This is a genomic window from Paenibacillus xinjiangensis (assembly GCF_059686975.1).
Genome location: NZ_JCAALS010000002.1, coordinates 203,858 through 222,987, shown reverse-complemented (window position 1 = coordinate 222,987; position 19,130 = coordinate 203,858). Strand labels below are relative to the sequence as shown.

Here is a 19,130-nt window from a genome sequence, read left to right as displayed (position 1 = left end):
CGCGGCTGTCTGCTTATTCTCCTAGCAACCAACCGTTAGCTTCTCTTATTCATTCTCGTATGTCAAAGCTTTTTGTTTCTTGAACTGCTCCGGTGTCATCCCCGCATACTGCTTGAACAATCTACTGAAGTGAGCGAGGTGCTTGAACCCCAGCCGGAAGCATACCTCCGTCACCGAAAGCTCCGGCTGCAGGAGGAACATAATTTTGGCCTCATTAATTCTGCGCGTATATACATAATTAAAGATCGTTACCCCGGTTACCTCCTTGAAGAGCTTAGAAATATAAGATCTGCTCATATGAAGCTTCTCTTCCAGCTGCTCCAAATGAAGATCATCCGTATAACTAACCTCTAGAAGCGAGATGATTTTTTGAGCAGAGGCTTCCTTATCAGAAGTGAACTCCTGCTTCCCCATCATCGGCAGCATACAATGCTCGTATATCATATACAGCAAATCGACGAAAGCCAGCCGAAGCCGGTTCTCGCCGATCACATCCTGACGTTCCTTATACCCGTTCATTCGCTCTAGCAGCCGTTCGACCTCTGCTTTTTCTTTGCCGCGCAGACGAAGGCGATAATTCTTCAATTGTTGAAAAGGCTGCAGCACATTCATAGCATTCGGCAATTCCAGATACGGCTGCAGCAGGCTCGGCTCAAAATGTACAATCGACCGAATATATTCCACTGCCGGATCAATCTTCGCGCAATGCAAGGTCATGCCATACATAATAATTAAGTCTCCAGGAGCAAGCGTATAGATACGATCACCGATCAAATAATTGCATCGCCCCTCATGGAAATAATAAACCTCGTAATAGGTATGAGAGTGAAATAACGGCTCAATAGGCTGAGTAGAACGATAATGCAAATCCATCATAGCATTATTCAGCTCGCAGAAGAGTGTTCATATATTCGGTGAAATGACGCAGCATCACAGCAGATTCGGCGTACTGTCCACTGAAGTCCTCTACACCAAGATAGCCTTCATAGCCGACAGCCTTCAGATCTTCAATAACCTGCTTCCAAGGAACGACGCCGTCCTTCACGCCGGCCCAATCCGCTTTCCAGCGGATACTTCCATCTGCCGCTTGACCATCGGTTACCCAGGCTGCGTTCTTGACATGAACATGTGCTAGATAAGGACCGAGCAGCTCAAGTCCCATTCGGTAATTCTCGTAGCCTTCATAGACCATATTGCCCGGGTCATACAGCACTCCGATGAAGTTCGGATTCAGACCTTCGCATAGACGGTAAGCTGCCGAAGCACTCGGTGCAATCGTGTTATGATGAGTCTCAACCAAGCCCTTCACGCCATACTTCTCGCATAATGCTTCTGCATCCTTCAGATAGCTGCGGGTAAGCTCGAACAGTTCTCCGAATGGTCGGCTCCGGTCGTACCCAGATACACCCAAGCGAATAAAAGGAGCTCCGATCCGGCTGGCAGCCTTTAGTACCTGCTCTGTCCCATCCAGATCACCTACTGTCAAATAAGGTGTGACGCTTAACGTCTTCAGTCCTTCTGCTAATGCAGCTTGCCCGAACCTCTGAATCATCGCATCGCCTCCGGATGGCTGCAGCGTACACCGATTGTTGCCCCAAAATGATGGCTGCAGCTCCTCCGCATTAGCGGGAGCATCCTTATAGCGCCATTCGATTGCATCGATCCCTGCCTCGCGCGCGGCAGCTGCCAGCTCCTCCGGCGTCAACTCTGGCGTAGCTACCGTGAACACTGAAAACTTCATTATCGCTAATCCCCCTTCAATATGATGATCTGTAGCGTTATTCTACACGAATAGCTTGCTTTTGTGCCTGTAGACATAACTCAGCAGCCTTGAATGTATGCGCTTGGCTCATCGCGAGCTCCGTACCGTTCAAGCAATCGAGAATCAATGCCCCGAAATAAGGGAAGCCAACCTTCCCCTTCAGCTCCAGATGACGCTCGCCCTCACCATTAACCAGATACAGATTATCACCGCTCTTGCTTCTTGCAATGTCCGTATATTTGCGCAGCTCGATATAGCCCTGTGTTCCGAGAATGATGGTTCTGCCATCACCCCAAGTCGATAGCCCATCTGGCGTAAACCAATCTACGCGAAAATAATTCGATGCTCCGTTATCGCCGATAAGCGTCGCGTCACCGTAATCCTCAAGCTCAGGATACTGCTTATTGTTATAGTTCGCTATCTTGCTATGCTGCACTTGAGCGTCCTTGCAGCCTGCATAATAGAGGAATTGTTCGATCTGATGGCTTCCAATATCACATAGAATACCGCCGTACTTCTCCTTCTGGAAAAACCAATCCGGTCTAGCAGGAGCATTCAGTCGATGCGGACCCAGCCCCATAACCTGTAGAACTCGCCCAATCGCCCCATCATGTATAAGCTGACCCGCGAATATGGCTGATTCGACATGAAGGCGTTCACTGTAATAGACCGCATAGGTTTTCCCTGTAGCTGCTGCAGCCTCTCTCGCATCGGCGAGCTGCTCCAGCGTAGTAAACGGCGCTTTGTCTGTGAAATAATGCTTGCCATGCTGCATAACCTTCACGCCGAGCGGACCGCGCTCGTTCGGTATAGCTGCTGCTGCTACAAGAACAATCTCATTGTCTTGCAGGATTTGATCTTGCGAAGCTGCAGCCCTTACTTCTGGATATGCCTTACAGAACGCTTGTACCTTCTCTTGATCGGGATCGTATACCCACTTGAGCGTACCGCCTGCTTCTCTAAGTCCGTTACACATGCCATAGATATGTCCATGATCGAGAGACATGGCTGCGAATTGAAATTCCCCTGGCTTAACGACGGGGCTTGGCTTGCCTTCGGGTGCATAGTTCATTCCGTTTGCTGACATTGTAGTCACTCCTTCTGAGAAGGCAATTTGAGAAAAGCTGTTTCCAGACTCCGCTGATGGTTGAGGGACAGGTTATCTTCTTCCAGCCGCTGTTGTCTATCCTTTGCCTTAACGATGACGAACAAGGTAGCAAAGGATAGACAAAGGCGGACGTAAACTCATCCAGAAGATAACCCTTACCCTCTAATTTGCGGTTCCTTCCAACTCTCTTCTCGTCTTTGTCCATTCTCGATTTCATTCGTTCAACATTGCTTGCTGCACTCCACTCGGCAGAAAAGCTAACAGATGGATTAATGTGTGCCTGTGACATCAAGTGTCTGGTATTCGCTAGCGTCTTTCGTTTGTTTGGATTTGGCAATCTGCTCCTGGAGCTTGTCATAGAACAAGTCCTCATCAATCGGGAGATCCACCCAATTGTCTGTCCAAGTAGACAGCAGCATGGCGTTGGAGAGCATCAGCCCTTTAATACCTTCCTCACCTGGTGCCAGCAGCGATGTTCCATGATTAATCGCATCGGCGAAATTCTGGGTAATTCCCTTATGATCACTGCCTCCGCCTGCGATCGGAACATCGAATTTCCAGCACTCTGGCTGGCCGAAGCCACCCGTATAGGTTTCATTAAACTCAGTTTCGGAGACGCGCAGACGCCAGAAGGTAAGCTTATCATCTTCTATTACGATTTTGCCGCGGTCACCTGATATCTCGAATCGATTCGTCCCCGGCGACTCAAAGGTCGATGTCACGAAGACGCCCGTTGCTCCATTCTCATATTCCACATAAGCCGTCACATCATTCTCTACTTCAATATCACGATGCCTGCCGAACGAACAAAAAGCTCGTACGCGTGTCGGCATCATTCCCGTCGTCCATTGCCAGAGATCAAGCTGATGCGGGTCTTGGTTAATCAGCACACCGCCGCCTTCTCCTGCCCATGTTGCGCGCCAGCCGCCAGAGTTGTAATAGCTCTGAGCACGATACCAATTCGTAATAATCCAATTGGTACGACGCACCTCGCCAAGCTCTCCAGATGCAATCAAATCCTTCAGCTTCACATAGAGCGGGTTCGTACGCTGATTATACATGATGCCGAACACTTTGCCGCTGGCTGCTGCGACCTCATTCATCTCTCTAACCTGACGTGTATACACGCCTGCTGGCTTCTCGATCAGCACGTGCAAGCCACTGCTCAGAGCAGCGATGGCCTGCTCAGGGTGATCATAATGAGGTGTGCAGATAATTACCGCATCTACTTCGCCAGAGCGGAACATCTCCTCCGGAGTCGTGAAGCGCTTCACCTGCTCACCCCATTGCTCAGCTGCAAGCTGAAGCCTCTCTAAGCGAACATCAGAGACAGCAGCGAGCTCCGCCCCTTTCACACCGCCTTCAATCAAATAACCCGCATGCCCCGTACCCATATTTCCTAATCCGATAATTCCGATTCTTACTTTAGACAATGGTTAACATCCTCTCTAAATTAAGAAATGATAAGGATTCTTCTACTCGTATTGTAACATGGGCCGCCATGTAAACGCTTGATTCTTATAGGCCAATATCAGTATTCCATTTAACTGTGGTTGTTCTACGCTATACACTTTATATATAAATAGTATTGATAAAATAGCATATCAATGGTATCACTTAAGAAAAGCATTCTATTATCTATATGAGGAGCTGCTCTCATGTCCAAAGCATTGCCTAATGAAGTATATAACGAACACTACGAAACCTATATCAAGCTAGTGCCTCAAGGCAATATTGGTGATTTTCTTGCCATGCAGCTTACGGATATCAGCACACAGCTGTCTGCCATCCCAGAATCTCGCTACGAATACCGATATGCCGAAGGCAAATGGTCTACCAAAGAAGTGATCGGCCATATTACGGATACCGAGCGCGTCATGAGCTATCGGCTGCTGCGAATTGCTCGTGGGGATACTACACCCCTAGCGAACTTCGACGAGAATCAGTACATTGAAGGGGCATCCTTCAATACCCTAACACTGCAAGAGCTTACCGAGGACTTTACTGCCGTACGCCGTTCTACCCTCTCTCTACTGCGTTCCATTTCGGAGGAGGCTTGGACCAGAAGAGGCACAGCCAGCAACAGCCCCGTTTCTGCCGGAGCGCTGGCTTACATTATTGCCGGTCACGCTATCCACCACATGAATATCCTTCAGAGCAAATATCTCGTTTAATAGCGGTTATAGAAAAAGCGTACAGCCCCGAGCGATTCGGGTCTGTACGCTTTTTTCATACAAATCTCTTATTTAATGCCGTTCTCAGCTACATAAGCAAGCCATTGCTTCGTGTACTCTGCTTGAATTTTCTCAAGACCTGCTTGCTTCGCTTTCGCCATGAAGTTCGCCAGACCTTCTTCTACATTATCAACAAGTCCAGCCTGCAGCGGATACAGATATTGTTTCTCTACCTGCTCAAGAGCTGCACGCTCTGCTTGGTAAGCAGTATAGTCTTCTGCGAAGCCAGTGAATTTATCAGGTACTTGAATCGCGTCCAGCTGATCGAAGATTGCTTTTACACCGTCATAGTTTTTGTCGAAGATCATGAACTCAGGGTTACGCCAAGCCCAGCCATTCATCGCTTCACGCGGGAAGCCGTTAGTCGTTGTATCGCCAATCAGGGTGTAGTAGCCATCCTTCACTTCATAGTTCGTGCCTTCAATACCATAAGAAGTCAGAAGGTTATAACGCTCGTCAGTAACCATTTTCTCATAGAATGCGAGCGCGCGCTCTGCGTTTTTACTGCTTACAGGGACAGCGAAGCCGTTGTGAATCGGATGTACTGGCGTTGCAATACCATTAGTCAATGGGTATGGATAGTATTGAATATCCCAATCTGGGTGAGCTGCTTGGATTTTGATTTTGGAATCATTATAGCGTGAAGGGTTGTCACCCAGGATTGCTGCTACTTTGCCGCTTGTTAATTGCTCAGGCAGCGTATCATTATTATTCAATACGTTTTTAGGGATGTAGCCTTTTTGCTGCCAGCCCTGAATCATTTTCAAATCTGCAAGCTGCTCATCAGAGCCCCAATACGAGTATACATCTCCTGGCGTTTCATATTTGATGCCGATACCGTATGGCAGCGGACCGCCGATTGCGTGATGAGAGATGCTTCTGATTTGGTCAATCAAGGCACCACGAACATCTGCATTAATCGCGAATGGCTGCATTGTAGGCTCGTTCTTCTTGATGCCTTCCATGTATTGCTCGAATGTAGCAATGTCTACTGGTTTAGGCAGATCGTATTTCACACGAAGATCTTCACGCCATACGAAGCCGTTCGTTACATATTCTTTATAAGTGGAAGGAACCGTCATAATTTTACCGTCAATTTTAACGGCATCCCACATATCCTGCGGAACGAACTCATACAGCTTAGGTGCAGCTACTGGAAGAAGCTCGTCCAGTGCCTGGAACGCACCTTTTTTGGCATAGGATTGGTATTGCGTCCATTCAGCTGTGAAGATCAAGTCAACCTGTTGTCCAGAGCCAAGAAGGAGTTTGTATTTTTGATCCCAGTCTGTCCATGAAGTGTAGTTGAATTTCACTGTAGCATTAAGATCTTCCAGTGCCATTTTGTTAATCTCAGCCTCTACAATAGCAAGGTCTTTAGGAGCATCGCCCAGCATGTAGAATTGAAGCTCTACTTTTTTGGAAGTATCGATTGCAGGCTTCTCAGCGCCTTCATCTGGACCCGCATTGTTCGTTGCTGCTGGTGCATTCGTAGCCGGTGTGTTATTGCCGCCATTGTTGTCTTTGCCGCATGCTGCCAGGACAGTAATGAGAAGAACGATGGAGAGCAACAAAGAGAACGCTTTCACTGTTTTCTTAGACATTTGAATCCTCCCTTTAATGTATGTTCTATTTATGTTAGCTGAGGTGAGGGAACCAAGCACTGGTTCCCTCTTCAGTTCTAACCTTTTACAGCGCCGATCGTCAACCCTTTTACGAAATAACGTTGAACGAACGGGTACAGGAACAGAATTGGTCCTGTAACGACAATAGCCATAGCCATCTTCGTTGATTCCATAGGAACTGCCGTACTAAGTGATACACCTGTGCCTGCACCCATGTTGGCGAGGAAGCTCATCGCATTGATAACGTTGTACAAGTAATATTGCAGCTGGTACATACTCTGATCATTGATGAACAAGGAGGATGAGAACCAGTCATTCCAGTAGGCTAGTGCCAGGAATAGACCCACTGTCGCGATGCCAGGCATCGATAGCTGCAGAACGATTCGATAGTAGATCGTGAAGTCATTCGCACCGTCTATTTTGGCCGATTCAATCACTTCATCCGGTACTGCTGAGCGAATAAAGTTCTTCATCAATATAACAAGGAACGGAGTCATAAGACCCGGGAATATGAGTACGGTTAACGTGTCGGTCAAGTTCAGGTATTTGGTCATCATAATATACCAAGGCACCAAGCCGCCGCCGAACAGCGTTGTGAAGTAAATAACGAATGAGAAGAAGTTACGATACTTGAAGTCCTTGCGCTGAAGCACATAGCCCGCCATCGTAATCAGGAACAATCCGATGATTGTACCTACAACTGTCGTTGTAATCGTTACTGTATAAGCGTCCAAGACCTGCTGCGGAAAGCGGAATACCGTCTTATAGCCCTCCATCGAGAACTCTGGTGGAATGAGATGATAACCATCCCGAATGATGCTGTCATTCTGAGTTAAGGAGGCCGAGATAATGAGCAGGAATGGGAAAAGACATGCTACTGTTGAGACTAATATGACGACTAGAGCAATAAGCCGAAACCACTTCATTGAGCTTTCTTCTTTAATTTTCATGGGTACCTCCTAATGATTTGCCAACTAGCTGTCGCTTCTAGAACAGGGCGTAGTCCTCGTTGATTTTCTTAATGATGTAATTGACGGTCATAATGACGATGAAGCCGAACAGCGATTGATATAGACCTGCTGCAGTCGACATGCCAATATCGAAGGTTACTTTCAACGAACGATAGACATACGTATCAAGAATATCCGTCGTGTTATAGAGAACGCCGTTGTTGCCCACCAGCTGGTAGAACAAATCGAATTGCCCTTTCATAATACTGCCAAGCGCAAATAGAAGGAGCATGACGAACGTCGTCTTCAGCATAGGAACGGTAATGTACCAGATCCGTTGGAAAATGTTAGCTCCATCAATTTTGGCCGCTTCATAATACTCTTCGCTGATGCCGGTAATAGATGCCAGGTAGATAACCATGCTGTAACCAAGGTTCTTCCATAGATAGAAAATAATAATGAGGAAGATCCATACCCAAGGCGTATTGTACACATCGACGGGATCAGCACCGAATTGCTTCAGCATCGTGTTTAGAAAGCCCTTCTCGAAGTTGAACATGTTATATACGATAACGCTCAGAATAACGAAAGAGACGAAGTAAGGCAGGAACATAATGGACTGCGTCACTTTTTTGAACCACTGTGTCTTCAGCTCGCTAAGCAGAATGGCAAGGAAGATGGCTAATACGTTACCTAATATAATGAAAGCAATGTTGTAACCGATTGTATTGAGAGTAAGCTTCATTAGAATGCCGGACTGCCATAGAAATTTGAAGTTCTCTAAGCCGACGAATTCACTGTTGAATAAGCTCCTGCCGAAGTCGAACCTCGTAAATGCGTAGTAGATCCCAACCATCGGTGCATACGAATTAATTAGGAAGAAAGCAATCGTCGGTAATAACATAAGAAACAGCAGGCGATTGGTCACTAGCTCTTTGATAAATCCATTCTTGCGTAACATGTAGGTTTATTCTCCCCTCTCAGCTTTCTACTCTGTTGTGTTGTTGGTGTCGTTTGCTATGTCCCCATATTACGTGCCCCAGGTCCTATGAAAAAGAGTAAGATTGCAAATAATGTGAACTAAATAGCGCTTTGTTCAGTGAACGAATTGAACTTTCATGTATTTTTGAGCATAAAACCCTCTATGCCCCCTATGAATACACTCGTTCTAATAAAAAGTTCACTCCCCAAATCTGTGCATACATTCCACTCATATATACCTAATTGAAGCTAATACAGCCTGCCCAATCGACAAATCAGCTGCAACTTAAGTTGGAATTGTATAAAAAGCAGCTTGCTCAAAGACAATTCTGCTATTACTATATAGTTCTACCGAGTTTACCTTACAGCTCAGACAGCTCAGACAGCTCTGAACAGCAGGAATGAACTAGAATGACCATAAAATACAGGAAAGTACGTTTTGTTCACTACCACAATAACAACGGACTTCACTAATCTTCAGTTCATTCAATGTACGGGTGAACATCCACTGTATATAATTACTAAGTAAGCGAACATTTGAGCGTTAGTGCACAAGCCGCCATTACATCCAGCTCATGCACGATATAAATAGAAAGCGTTCACATTTAAGGTTGGCGAGTGGATTGCACAGAGCGTTATTTACAGAGAGGGGGGCTTTTCTTGTCAGCTGTTATAATGAAGAACAACGGAAAAATCTACAGTAGACTTCTTCTAACGATTACCATGTGCATTGTATTGACTCTTCTCGTATCCTCATTGTTTTATTACTTTAGCTTCTCGCGGATGGACTTGAACAAAGCCTATCAGTCTGACCTCAGCAATCTCAAGCAAACCAGCAAAGAAATGATCAGTATGAACGAGAGCGCCCAGTCTCTTGCCTTCCAGAGCTACCGGACGTTCACCATCTCCAAGCTTATGTTCTATACAGACCCCAACATATATGATGTAACGGGAGCAATGAACGAGCTGTCCAATTACTTGAATTCCATGCCATTCATTGAGTCTATCTATGTCTACAACGCCAAGAACGAACGCTTCTATTTGGCGACACGCTCGGGAGAAGGCGGCGTCTTCAGCAGAGAAACGCTCGTGGATAAAAATCTGCTCAACGTTCTCGATAATTTTCAGGAGTATCGTCCCTTCACGCCTATCCCGAGAACGTTCACCTCAGAGGATCTGAATGGCAAGAAGGTAACGAATGTGTATACGTACCTGGGCTATGATGCCATTGGGAAAACACAAAAAATCAATTCTGCTGTCATTATTAATATTTCTGCTTCATGGATTAATAAAGATCTTGGCGTTACTTCCGCCAATATGGCGAAGTCGTATATTCTTGACGATCAGAACCGGCTTCTGTCTGGTGCAACGATGACCCCAAGCCAGATTAGCGATTCGGATAATGACCTGTTGGAGAAACATATCAAGAATCAGGAATCGAATTATTTGGTAGCCAGCTTCGAAGGCAAGAAATCATTGATTACATTCACTTCGCCCGACAGCTTAAGCTGGCAGTATGTGCGGATTACGCCATACAACAAAGTGACCGAGACGATCTCAGCCATTCGGAATACATCGTTCATTATTGCAGGAGTCGTTCTGATCGTAGGCTTATTCAGCTCTTGGTTAGTGTCGCGCTACCTCTATCGTCCTATTAATCAGATTGTGAACCGAATGACTCTGCTTGAGAATGACAAACGAAACAGCTCATACACGATTAGGCAAAATATGCTGCGCAACCTTATTCAGGGTACGCAGACGCATACCAAGGTCTATATGGATAAGCTGATACAGAGTGGCGTTACCTTCGATTTCCATTCCAAGTATCGAGTCGTTATGCTGAAGATTGACCAATTCGATCAATTAAAGGAATCGAGAGGAGCCGATCTTCTTGCTTATAAATTCGCAATTATGAATATAAGCTGGGAGATTGCTCTGAAGCATTACCATGTAGAATCGGTTGATCTTGATGACGACAGCGTCATTATCCTGCTCAATCAGCTTGAGCTGAATGAGCTGCCCGACGATGAGCTGCTTCGTACCGTGCTCTTGCAAATTCAGCAGGCGAGCATTGATTATTTGCGAATTGGCATCTCAATGACCTACAGTCCAGAAGCCGCTCACCCTGCTCAGCTGTCTATCCTGTACAAGGAAGTAAAAGAAGCTTCTATGCATCGGCTGTTCTATGGCAGAGGCTGCCTGATCAGCTCACAGGAGGTTATTTCCCTACGATTGAAGGAATACAAATTCCCGGTCGAGAAGGAACGCAAAATGATGGATGCATTAATGGCTTCCAAAACAGAGGAAGCCAAAAAAGTATTCGTCGATATCGTGCAAGAAACGGCAGGCTATCCGATACATGTTGTTCAGCTTGCGATCTCCCATCTGACGATGACGATTAACAACGTTCTGTTCACCATCTATAAGAACAATAGCCTTGATATAGAGTCCAGCTCGAAGTTCAGCATCCCTGCTCCCGACAAATTCGAGACGCTCGGTGAGCTCTATGAGGTATTCTTCTCTCTCTTCGACGATATTCAGCTTAAGCTAACGGAGAAACGAACGATGAAGCAGGGGGATTTGATCCGTCGAATCAATGATTTCATTCAGAAGGAGTATGCGAATCCGAATATGTCCTTAAACTTTATTGCGGAGGAGCTCGACATGTCTTCCATTTATATAAGTCGGATCTACAAGCAGCAGACGCTCCATGCCATTGTGGACGTTATCAATACCGTTCGTCTAGAACGGGCGAAGGAGCACTTGGAGAATACGGACTGGCCGATTGTAGAAATTGCGGAGAAAAGCGGTTATACGAGCAGCTCGTACTTCCATCGGATGTTCAAGAAGAGCTTCGGAGTTACACCTGCCGATTATCGCAAGGTGAAGCTGGGTTAAGCAGAAGTGGAATGTGAAGGCTGCAGGAAGCAAGACAGGGATGCCCATGCGGTCTATTCAGACCTGCTGGACATCCCTGCCTGCGTTAGTGAACGTTATTTGCCTAGCAAAATTTGCGTATACGGAGAATCTATCGGCAGCATAATGACAGGCTCATTCTGCAGAGTCGTCACATAGCTCTCCAGCGTTCGATAGAAGCTGTAGAACTCCGGATCTTTGCCGTAAGCTTCGTTATAGATTTTCGCTGCTTCCTTCTCTCCTTCAGCAACGATCTTCTTCGCATCGGCCTCAGCTTGTGCAATCAGCTCGGTTGCCGAACGATCTGCTTTGGAAGTGATTTTGCGTGATTCCTCATCACCCTCGGACAAGTACCTTGCTGCAATCGACTGACGATCGGAGATCATCCGATTGTACACGCTTTGCTTATTGCTCTCTGGCAAGTCTGTACGCTTAATCCGCACATCAATAATCTCAATGCCATAATTATCTTTACTGAGCGCTTCGGCAACGTCACGCGTTATTTCATCGTTGATATTGCCTCTTTCTGTATTCTCACTAATAATATTATCGAAGTTGATCTCTGCCAGCTTCCGACGAACAGAGTTGTACACCGCCTCGTCAATCCGCTGAATGCCTACACTAACGGACTTAACTGTACGATTGAACTGCGTTGCGTCATTAATCCGCCACACGGTGTAATTGTCTACCGTGATTGGTTTTTTGTCCTTCGTCAGCATCGAGGTTGGATTGCTCTCGTAGGTCATCTGATATTTAGGCAGTGTGAACGTGTTCTCTATGAATGGAATTTTGAAGTTCAAGCCCGGTGAACCAACTACCCTAACCGCTTCTCCGAACTTCAGTACGACCTTGAACTCTCCTTCCTTCACAACGAACAGGGAACCAGAGCCCAATATAACGATAATGACGACTGCAGCTAAGCTTAACCATAGCTTCTTCATGGCGTTGTACCTCCTTGTGCTGGAGCCTTGCTGCCGGAATTCCGCAGCAGCTCATTCAGAGGAAGGTAAGTAAGCGTATCACTGCCTGAATCCGAAATAAAGATTTGCGCATTAGGCAATATTTTCTCCAGCGTCTCTAGGATAAGACGACTTTCCGTTACCTCTGGGTTATTCTTATATTCACCGTAAATCGCGTTGAACTTCGCTACATCGCCCTCTGCATTCAATATCCGCGACTTCTTCTCAGCTTCAGCATTCTCGATCAGCGCTTGCGCTTCGCCCCGCGCCTTCGGAATACGATCATTCTCATATTTCGCTGCATTGTTAATCTTCGTGTTCTTCTCCTCACGTGCATTCGTTACCTCACGGAAGGATTCTTCAACCTGGCCGCTTGGCGGCTCGATATCCTGGAACTTCACGCCGAGAATTTGGATGCCCGTATTGTAACGGTCCATCAGCTCAACAAGCTTCTCTCTAACCTTCTCTTGAATAACCGTTTTTCCGTCTGTGATCGCATAATCCAGCTTCTCTGAGCCGATGACAGAACGGATGGAGGTTGCAGCAGAGTTCCTTAGAAATTGCTCTGGCTTATCAATATTGTATAGATAGTTCTCGATATTACTAATCTTCCATTGCACGACAGCGTCAGCGGATACGATATTCTCATCTCCGGTAATCATCATGGACTCTTCCTCGATTGGAGTAATGACATCACCTTGCTGACGGTAGCCGATCGTAATACTCTGATTCAGCTCAGCTGGAACGGTGATGACCTGTTGAATCGGATAAGGCCATTTGAAATGAAGTCCTGCAGTTGTTTCCCCTGTGTACTTACCGAACGTTAGAATAGCAGCTCGCTCTTGCTCCTGTACGGTATAGAAGGTTGAAAATCCGATTATGACGACTAGGACGGCCGCCACAATTCCGATTATCGTCTTCACGATGACCGTAGGCTTCAGTGGAACGGGATCACGCTGCTGCGTATTAGGCTCCATGTTGTTCAATTACATCTCTCCCCACAATGATTTGGATTATTCTAGGAGTAATACGTAGAAATAAGCTAAAGGTCACGCTTTTTTCATATAGGGGAGAAATTTGAGAACGATGATCTTGACCATTAAGTAAAAAGGGATGATGATTAGAATTCCGATAATGCCCCCGAACGTGCCGCTTATAAGGATCAGCAGAATCGTTGTAATCGGGTGAATATCCAGCTTGCGTCCATAAATATGCGGCGATAATACATTCCCTTCAATCTGCTGGGCGAGCAATACGATGACGATAACCCACACTGCGGATACTGGGGAATCGATAAAAGCGACAATCACACATGGAATGAGCCCCAGCAGCTGGCCAATATACGGAATCATATTCATAATCGCAATAATAAGTGCAAGCACTAACGGGTATGGAAGATCAATGATGAGAAATCCGATAAGCACCATCGCTCCCAGCAGTAAGCAGAGATTGACTCGACCGATGATAAAGCCGCTTAACGCATTATCAATCTCCATTAGCGTCTCCTTCAGCAAGTCCTTAAGCTTAACGGGCGTCCGAGCTACCAGCTTATCGACAATTACGGAATCATCCTTGAGCAAGTAATAGAGAATGATCGGCACCGATCCAATAATGATAATGAAGCCTGATACAAATGAAAAAGCGTTCGTGAGTGAATTCGTTACGGTCGTCATCAATTGGGATAAATACTGAGACGCTTTGTCCGTCATATTCAGATTAGAGAAGTCCAGCCGTTGGACGATCGGCTCATCCTGCAGCTGGTTCAGCTGTGTCGTAACATCCGTTACAAGCGCGGGCAGCCTGTCTATTAGACCCATCAATTGAGTCTGCAGCGGCGGCCAGACTAGCAGTCCGAACAGAAATACGGCTACACCCATCAGCAGATAAATGAGCAGAATCGATAAGGATTTGGGCAGCTTCCAGCGATGCAGCAGCGATACGAGCGGCCGAAGCAAGTAATAGAGGAAAAAGGACAGCACGATCGGCACGAATACAATCCGAAAGGCTGCAAGAATGGGATCAGCTACAAAGCGGGTACGTGAGAATAAATAGAGGATAAGCAGAAACAAGATCACACTAATAAAGATTCGATTAATTTGATTGATAAGCATATGACATACCCCTTTATCAGTTAACAGAGTTTTCAACTCTTTACCCGATACAGGGGTATCCTAATCATCTGGCCTCGGTCCTTCTCTTGAAGAAGAACAGCCGCCTGGTTCTGCTCTTTCTTTCCTGCTTCTCTTCTAATATCTGCTTCACGCCATACAGTAGAAGCTTCGATCTCAGCTCATCCTGATGGCTGACTTTGCGCATTTCTTCAAAAAAATGTTTGTCCATAGCAATCATCCCCGTTAAACCATCTAGTTGTATATATTATAGTTCTATTGTACTACTCCGTGATTATTAATGTCAAAATATGTCGAAACAATAACGAGCGGCGCAGGAATGATTCCTGCGCCGCTCGTTATTAGATAATGCATCCAAATTAGAAGCCTACAGCTGCTTTCTCTGCACTAGCAACACCTTCAGCGATAATAGCTGCTGCTTGATCAGGAAGCTGGTTGTGGCCTTCAACGATAACGTCTACGAAGTTCGTTACGCCGAAGAAGCTCATGATGTTTTTCACATAAGAATGGGACATTTCTGCACTAGCTGCTGGACCCTCAGAGTAAATGCCGCCTCTAGCGTTCAGAAGAGCAACTTTTTTATCAGGAATCAAGCCTACTGGGCCTTGCTCTGTATATTTGAACGTTTTGCCTGCTTGGTAAATGTAGTCGATATACGTGTGCAGTACAGCAGGAATGGTCAGATTCCACAATGGGAAGCCGAATACGACTTTGTCAGCAGCAAGAAATTGCTCGATATATTTGCTCGATACCTCAACAGCTGCCGCCTCTTCAGGAGTCAGATCTAGACCGCGTGGAGCTTTGAAGTTACCATTGATCATATCCGCATTCATATATGGCAATTGTTCATTGAACAAATCCAGTTCAACAACGTTGTCTTGAGGATGGCTAGCTTTGTAGCTAGCTAGGAATGCTTCATAGACTTGAACGCTAACAGCCTGTTCACCACGGTCATTTGCTTTTACAAACAGTACAGTACTCATATAAATTCCCCTCCGTCTTATCTAATAGTAGTTTTCTTTTTGTAACTACCTTTATTTTAGAGGGTGATGGCTTAAGATTCATCGGCAAAAAGACGTATCTATACGCTGCATATCGAACAATAAGTCGCAGGACTAGTCTTACGACCTCAGACGTAGACCTGTCTATTCAGTGCTTCAATCCGAAGCATCGGACTCGAACATATGAACAGCGAATAGCGCTGCCTGCGTTCGATCCGATAAGCCCAGCTTGCTAAGTATGCTGCTGACATGCGTCTTAACCGTTTTCTCAGCGACGATTAATGACTGTGCTATATCCTTGTTGCTAAGTCCCTTCGTCAGCAAGCCCAGCACCTCCAGCTCTCTTGGCGTAAGCGATTCGATCGCCTGCTGCTGCTGTCTGCTGGACGGCTCTTTGGCTTCCACTGTTGGTGGCTGCATGCGACTGAACAGCTCGCTAGAAATATCGGGATGCAGCTGGACATTGCCCTTATGAGCACTGCGAATCGCTTCCGCCAGCTGGTCAGGCTCTACATCCTTAAGCATATAGCCAATCGCACCGGTCTGCAGCGCAGGCACAATATGGCTGCGATCAGAGAAGCTGGTCAGCACGAGCACTTTAATATGCGGATGCTCCTTAGCAATGAGAGCACTGGCCTCGATCCCGTCCATAATCGGCATATTCAGATCCATAAGTACAATATCCGGCTGCAGCTCACCAGCCATGTCTACCGCTTCTTGCCCGTTCTGCGCTTCGCCGACCAGCTCGAAATCCGGCTGCATATTTAGAAAAAAGGATATCCCTTTCAATACGATTCGATGATCATCCGCTAGCAAAATTTTAATGGTCAATGCTGCCCTTTCCCTTCTTCGCTGCATTTCTCCTCAAGAACCTGAAGAGGAATCATAACTTTGATGATCGTTGGCTTCCCATCGCCGCTGGAGATCGTTAATTCGCCGCCCAAAGTCTCCGCTCGTTCACGCATCGACATCATCCCCATCGTCAATCTTCCCTTATTCGTATCAGAAGAAATGCCTACCCCATGGTCCATAATTTCCAGACTTGCACCAGCCTCAGATTTAATCAGCTTGATATAAGCGATATTCGTGCCGGCATGCTTCTTCACATTGTTAAGCGCCTCCTGCCCGATACGCCAGAAAGCCTCTTCTATTGCACGGGGAAGCTCCTTCACTCCCTCTGCCTTCTCATAGACCTCTAAGCTCATCCCTTGTCCGTATTGCTTAAGCGCGGGAAGCAATCCATTCTCAAGTCCAGCAGGATGAAGCTGCCATATCAGTGCACGCATTTCCTTGACCGCCTCCAGGGACAGCTTCCTGATCTCCTGCAAGGACTGCTGAACAATGGGCTCTTGCCCTCCCAGAACGGTTTCAGCTCCCTTCGCGAGAAAGGACAACGAGAACACCTTCTGGATGACGGAATCATGCAGGTCTCGAGCCATTCTATTGCGTTCCTCCATGCGTGCAAGCTCACTTCGCTGCTCATAGATCCGCAGATTCTCCACACTTAACGTGAAATGATCACCAAGGGAATACATAAACTCTTCATGATACTCGTCGAATTGCCTTCGGCCTGAACTGCTAATGAACAATACCCCAATCGTACGACTCCGAATACGCAGTGGAATGGCAGCAGCTGACAAATATTCCGGAATCCCAATGGAAGACAAAGACATGCATGCTTCATGACTATCATTGGACACGATAACTAGACGATTGTCACGGAAGGCTGTACTAACCGGACCTGCTTGATCAATCGCGAGTGACTGCCATTCCTTCTGCACCATATGGTTCGTATAATGAGCTCGGAGCGACAGCTCCTGCTGCTCATAGATGAATATAGACACATGCGGCCAATCGAATGCATCGCCAATAAACTTCACTGCCTGAAGCGGCAGCTGATTAATATTCTGAATACTATTAATTTGTTGGATGACATCTCCAAGCTTCGCATACAGAATCGCATTGTTCTCTTGCGCCTGGTACAGCTTGATTCGTTTGATCGCTGTTCCAATCTGCAGAGCGACAGCCTGAAGCATCGCTAATTCTTCTTCTGAGAAGTGCTCCTTGCCCGCTTCTGCAACATTCAACAGGCCGAATCGGTCCTGTCCTGCATTCAGAGGGACTGTGGCATGATGAACAATACCTTCCGTATCGCCTGCCTGATGGGATATCGCATAATTAATCCTGCTGCATTCAATAATATTGACGGCATGCTGCAATTTATGCTGCTTGTAGCTCTCTACGCACCAGCAATTATCCCCGCACATAAGCGCGTAGTTATCCGCTGACAAGGCAGGAGGGAGATGATGGGTAGCTGCGCATATACCGTCTGGATGATCATCCAATAGAAATATCCAGCCCGTAGTGAAGCCAGTCACCTCCAGCAGCTTAGCAAGAACATCATTCAGCATATGATGCATATCATTCGTCGTATTCAACACTTCGGCAATTTCCTTCAATGCCGCCAGTTCATTCAAGCGATTGTCCCGGGACATCCTCATCCACTCCCTTATCTCACATTTATTATACACCTCTGTAGAATGAGAGGAAATAATCGCCTAGACGCACCCAATAGACTGCCCCCTTATGCTAATCAAGCTGCATCAGGAGGACAGTCTATTCGGAGCATGGTATATCAAGGTCAGATCGTATTCCCCCATACTTCATAAACCGCCTCAAGGAACAGTTTATCCAGCTGTTCATCCAGCAAGCCATCGGGCGAGCTCATGAATGGTGCGCTATAATTGAAGTAGGCTATTTTATCTTCAAGAAACGCATTGATTAACGGCTGCCTGGGCTCCAACTGCAGCTCATCCCCAGCACGCTTGCGCTCCAGCAGATGCTGGATAACCGCATACAGCTCGCCGTCTGAAGGAATTATCTCACGAACTAGCTCCTCGAAAACAATCGGCGGCATCGTGCCCAGCTTCTCAATCCAGCAGCACGCGAGTATGGGCCTTAACACATAAAAGTATTTTTTTGCCTTGACCTGCTCACCTTGCAAATAGTCACGATAATTTCCTCTAGCCATTTTCAAGTAATGGTACATGCAGGATTTCGGTGAGAACACGAGTGAAGACAAGGCACGAATACGCTCTGCTACGGAGTAGGATTCCGAATAGGCCATAGGGGATTGAAGCCACTCGAGCAGCGGAGGATTCGATTTGCGCAGCAAATATAACGTTTTGCGCAGATCCCAGCCACTAATGTCGAGCATATCGCTGATCGGACGCTCGATGACGTCACGTTTCTCTATAATGGAAAAGTACGATTCAACAGGCCGAATATAAATAAACCTCACATCATAGTCACTATCCTTGGATGGGAAGCCCCACGCTCTGCTGCCTGATTCGCAGGCATACAGAATACGGACTCCCTCCTCAGACTCTATTCGGTTCAGCTCCTCCATGATGGCAGCCTTATAGATTGGTTCAATCATGATTAATCACCCTTTCTTGCCGCAGCAGG

General features: G+C 46.5%; 17 protein-coding genes. 2 read left to right on the top strand and 15 right to left on the bottom strand.

Translation table 11 applies throughout. From position 1 onward, the window contains the following. Positions 1-45: 45 nt before the first annotated feature. From AC6ESP_RS03070 to AC6ESP_RS03055, 4 genes are all read right to left on the bottom strand, one after another. Positions 46-876 carry an AraC family transcriptional regulator gene (locus tag AC6ESP_RS03070; RefSeq protein WP_497095201.1) on the bottom strand — a complete coding sequence of 277 codons (831 nt, stop codon included), beginning with the start codon at positions 874-876 and terminating at the stop codon, positions 46-48. 4 nt (positions 877-880) lie between these two features. Then, positions 881-1,741 (bottom strand): sugar phosphate isomerase/epimerase family protein, encoded by an 861-nt coding sequence (locus tag AC6ESP_RS03065; protein ID WP_497095200.1) that lies wholly within the window; start codon positions 1,739-1,741, stop codon positions 881-883. A gap of 37 nt (positions 1,742-1,778) precedes the next feature. Next, positions 1,779-2,849 (bottom strand): Gfo/Idh/MocA family protein, encoded by a 1,071-nt coding sequence (locus AC6ESP_RS03060; protein WP_497095199.1) that lies wholly within the window; start codon positions 2,847-2,849, stop codon positions 1,779-1,781. A 290-nt stretch (positions 2,850-3,139) separates the two neighbouring features. Continuing rightward, a complete protein-coding gene (locus tag AC6ESP_RS03055; RefSeq protein WP_497095198.1) occupies positions 3,140-4,303 on the bottom strand; it encodes a Gfo/Idh/MocA family protein in 1,164 nt (387 codons plus the stop codon). Between the two features lie 225 nt (positions 4,304-4,528). Between AC6ESP_RS03055 and AC6ESP_RS03050 the strand changes: the two genes are divergently transcribed. Then, positions 4,529-5,044 carry a DinB family protein gene (locus AC6ESP_RS03050; RefSeq protein ID WP_497095197.1) on the top strand — a complete coding sequence of 172 codons (516 nt, stop codon included), beginning with the start codon at positions 4,529-4,531 and terminating at the stop codon, positions 5,042-5,044. A gap of 68 nt (positions 5,045-5,112) precedes the next feature. Here the strand turns inward: AC6ESP_RS03050 and AC6ESP_RS03045 are convergent, their stop codons facing one another. From AC6ESP_RS03045 to AC6ESP_RS03035, 3 genes are all read right to left on the bottom strand, one after another. Continuing rightward, positions 5,113-6,705, bottom strand: a complete 1,593-nt coding sequence (locus AC6ESP_RS03045) for an extracellular solute-binding protein (RefSeq protein WP_497095196.1) — start codon at positions 6,703-6,705, stop codon at positions 5,113-5,115. A gap of 77 nt (positions 6,706-6,782) precedes the next feature. Next, complete coding sequence (locus tag AC6ESP_RS03040; RefSeq protein WP_497095195.1) at positions 6,783-7,676, bottom strand: carbohydrate ABC transporter permease; 894 nt, start codon at positions 7,674-7,676, stop codon at positions 6,783-6,785. A 37-nt stretch (positions 7,677-7,713) separates the two neighbouring features. Then, a complete protein-coding gene (locus AC6ESP_RS03035) occupies positions 7,714-8,637 on the bottom strand; it encodes an ABC transporter permease (RefSeq protein WP_497095194.1) in 924 nt (307 codons plus the stop codon). Between the two features lie 680 nt (positions 8,638-9,317). Between AC6ESP_RS03035 and AC6ESP_RS03030 the strand changes: the two genes are divergently transcribed. Beyond that, positions 9,318-11,555: a helix-turn-helix domain-containing protein gene (locus tag AC6ESP_RS03030; protein ID WP_497095193.1), complete on the top strand. Its 2,238-nt coding sequence runs from the start codon at positions 9,318-9,320 to the stop codon at positions 11,553-11,555. Between the two features lie 95 nt (positions 11,556-11,650). Here AC6ESP_RS03030 and hflC read toward each other — a convergent pair whose 3' ends face one another. The 8 genes from hflC to AC6ESP_RS02990 form a co-directional block, all read right to left on the bottom strand. Beyond that, positions 11,651-12,514: a protease modulator HflC gene (gene hflC, locus AC6ESP_RS03025; RefSeq protein ID WP_497095192.1), complete on the bottom strand. Its 864-nt coding sequence runs from the start codon at positions 12,512-12,514 to the stop codon at positions 11,651-11,653. Beyond that, positions 12,511-13,509, bottom strand: coding sequence for an FtsH protease activity modulator HflK (gene hflK / locus AC6ESP_RS03020; protein WP_497095374.1), 999 nt, complete (start codon positions 13,507-13,509; stop codon positions 12,511-12,513). Before hflK ends, hflC begins: the two co-directional genes overlap by 4 nt. Before the next feature lie 72 nt (positions 13,510-13,581). Then, positions 13,582-14,643, bottom strand: coding sequence for an AI-2E family transporter (locus AC6ESP_RS03015; protein WP_497095191.1), 1,062 nt, complete (start codon positions 14,641-14,643; stop codon positions 13,582-13,584). A 64-nt stretch (positions 14,644-14,707) separates the two neighbouring features. Continuing rightward, complete coding sequence (locus tag AC6ESP_RS03010) at positions 14,708-14,872, bottom strand: hypothetical protein (protein WP_497095190.1); 165 nt, start codon at positions 14,870-14,872, stop codon at positions 14,708-14,710. A gap of 148 nt (positions 14,873-15,020) precedes the next feature. Continuing rightward, positions 15,021-15,644, bottom strand: a complete 624-nt coding sequence (locus AC6ESP_RS03005) for an FMN-dependent NADH-azoreductase (RefSeq protein ID WP_497095189.1) — start codon at positions 15,642-15,644, stop codon at positions 15,021-15,023. Positions 15,645-15,818: 174 nt separating this feature from the next. Next, the gene (locus AC6ESP_RS03000) at positions 15,819-16,493 is read right to left on the bottom strand and encodes a response regulator (protein WP_497095188.1); all 675 of its coding nucleotides are present in this window, start codon (positions 16,491-16,493) and stop codon (positions 15,819-15,821) included. Next, positions 16,490-18,157 (bottom strand): GAF domain-containing sensor histidine kinase, encoded by a 1,668-nt coding sequence (locus AC6ESP_RS02995; RefSeq protein WP_497095187.1) that lies wholly within the window; start codon positions 18,155-18,157, stop codon positions 16,490-16,492. Before AC6ESP_RS02995 ends, AC6ESP_RS03000 begins: the two co-directional genes overlap by 4 nt. Positions 18,158-18,303: 146 nt before the next feature. After that, positions 18,304-19,101, bottom strand: a complete 798-nt coding sequence (locus AC6ESP_RS02990; protein ID WP_497095186.1) for a nucleotidyltransferase domain-containing protein — start codon at positions 19,099-19,101, stop codon at positions 18,304-18,306. Between the last annotated feature and the right edge of the window lie 29 nt (positions 19,102-19,130).

Bases quoted from the DNA above. Each gene is read 5' to 3' on its own strand.
- AC6ESP_RS03010 (WP_497095190.1), bottom strand. From the start codon at position 14,872: ATGGACAAACATTTTTTTGAAGAAATGCGCAAAGTCAGCCATCAGGAT.
- hflK (WP_497095374.1), bottom strand. From the start codon at position 13,509: ATGGAGCCTAATACGCAGCAGCGTGATCCCGTTCCACTGAAGCCTACG.
- AC6ESP_RS03045 (WP_497095196.1), bottom strand. From the start codon at position 6,705: ATGTCTAAGAAAACAGTGAAAGCGTTCTCTTTGTTGCTCTCCATCGTT.
- AC6ESP_RS02990 (WP_497095186.1), bottom strand. From the start codon at position 19,101: ATGATTGAACCAATCTATAAGGCTGCCATCATGGAGGAGCTGAACCGA.
- AC6ESP_RS03015 (WP_497095191.1), bottom strand. From the start codon at position 14,643: ATGCTTATCAATCAAATTAATCGAATCTTTATTAGTGTGATCTTGTTT.
- AC6ESP_RS03050 (WP_497095197.1), top strand. From the start codon at position 4,529: ATGTCCAAAGCATTGCCTAATGAAGTATATAACGAACACTACGAAACC.
- AC6ESP_RS03035 (WP_497095194.1), bottom strand. From the start codon at position 8,637: ATGTTACGCAAGAATGGATTTATCAAAGAGCTAGTGACCAATCGCCTG.
- AC6ESP_RS03005 (WP_497095189.1), bottom strand. From the start codon at position 15,644: ATGAGTACTGTACTGTTTGTAAAAGCAAATGACCGTGGTGAACAGGCT.
- AC6ESP_RS03060 (WP_497095199.1), bottom strand. From the start codon at position 2,849: ATGTCAGCAAACGGAATGAACTATGCACCCGAAGGCAAGCCAAGCCCC.
- AC6ESP_RS02995 (WP_497095187.1), bottom strand. From the start codon at position 18,157: ATGTCCCGGGACAATCGCTTGAATGAACTGGCGGCATTGAAGGAAATT.
- AC6ESP_RS03065 (WP_497095200.1), bottom strand. From the start codon at position 1,741: ATGAAGTTTTCAGTGTTCACGGTAGCTACGCCAGAGTTGACGCCGGAG.
- AC6ESP_RS03070 (WP_497095201.1), bottom strand. From the start codon at position 876: ATGATGGATTTGCATTATCGTTCTACTCAGCCTATTGAGCCGTTATTT.
- hflC (WP_497095192.1), bottom strand. From the start codon at position 12,514: ATGAAGAAGCTATGGTTAAGCTTAGCTGCAGTCGTCATTATCGTTATA.
- AC6ESP_RS03040 (WP_497095195.1), bottom strand. From the start codon at position 7,676: ATGAAAATTAAAGAAGAAAGCTCAATGAAGTGGTTTCGGCTTATTGCT.